This window comes from Halomonas campaniensis (genome assembly GCF_014193375.1).
Taxonomy (GTDB): domain Bacteria; phylum Pseudomonadota; class Gammaproteobacteria; order Pseudomonadales; family Halomonadaceae; genus Halomonas; species Halomonas campaniensis.
Genome location: NZ_JACHZF010000077.1, coordinates 1 through 1139 on the forward strand (window position 1 = coordinate 1; position 1139 = coordinate 1139).

Here is a 1139-nt window from a genome sequence, read left to right on the forward strand (position 1 = left end):
TGATCTTACCCAGCATTGGTGGACACCGATCTAAGCGATCATTCGGGCCTCGAAGGCCTCCGGGCTGATCATCCCAATCGCACTGTGCCGGCGCTGCCGGTTGTAGTCCAGTTCAATGTACTCGAACACCTGCCGTCGCATGGCCTTCCGCGTTTCGAATCGCTCACCATGGATGGCTTCGACCTTGAGGCTGTGAAAGAAGCTCTCGGCACAGGCATTGTCGTAGCAGTTACCCTTGGCGCTCATGCTGCACTGGAGCTCGTGGCGGGTCAGCATCGACTGATACAGCGTCGAACAATACTGGCTGCCGCGATCGGAGTGAACGATCACGCCCTTGGGCATCTTGCGGCTCCACAGGGCCATCTGCAGGGCATCACCCACCAGGTCGGCGGTCATCCGCTCGCTCATTGCCCAGCCGATGACCTTGCGCGAGTACAAGTCGATCAGCACCGCCAGATAGAGCCAGCCTTCACCCGTCGCGAGGTAGGTGATGTCGCCAACCCATTTTTGGTTGGGTGCCTCCGTAGCAAAGTCCTGTTTCAGGAGGTTGGGCGCCACGGGCAGCTTATGCCGTGAGTTCGTGGTGGCCTTGTACTTACGAGCCGCCTTGGCCCGCAGATTCTGGCGCCGAAGGCTTGCCGCCACGGTATTGCGGCAGATGGCGACACCGGCATCGTTCAGGTCGTGGGTCAGCCTGGGGGCACCTGAGCGCCCCTTTTGCTGCTGAAAGGCCAAGGCCACACGCTGGTCGGTGATGACCTGCTGGCGGCGCCGCGGGGACGGTTTGCCACCACGCTGTCGCCAAGCATAGTAGCCGCTACGTGCCACACCGAGGACAGCGCACATTCGCTGGATACTGAATGCCTGATGGTGCTGCTGGATGAAGGCGTACTTCACTTCAGGCTCTTCGCAAAGTACACCGCGGCCTTTTTTGTTATGGCCAGTTCCTCTGACATTTCAGCGAGTTGCCGCTTCAGCCGGGCGTTTTCATCAGCCAGTGATTGCTCGCGCTCGGAGGTGTTCTTCTTCTGCTGGGCCTTGGCGCGCCACTGGTAGAGTTGGCTGGGCTGCAGGCCCAGCTCACGCGCGGCAGCGGCAGTGCCCACTCGGTCAGCGAGGGCAAGAGCTTCCTCGCGGTA

Annotated in this window: 1 protein-coding gene; it reads right to left on the reverse strand. The window is 60.9% G+C overall.

Going from position 1 to position 1139, the window contains the following annotated elements; all coding sequences use genetic code 11:
* Positions 1 to 30 precede the first annotated feature (30 nt).
* Positions 31 to 1139, reverse strand: a protein-coding gene (locus BDK63_RS18320; protein ID WP_183334592.1) for an IS3 family transposase whose coding sequence is annotated in 2 segments (ribosomal slippage) — positions 31 to 935 and positions 935 to 1139 — 1110 coding nt annotated over the 2 segments. Because the reading frame shifts where the segments join, the coding sequence is not laid out codon by codon here. This gene is flagged as partial in the annotation.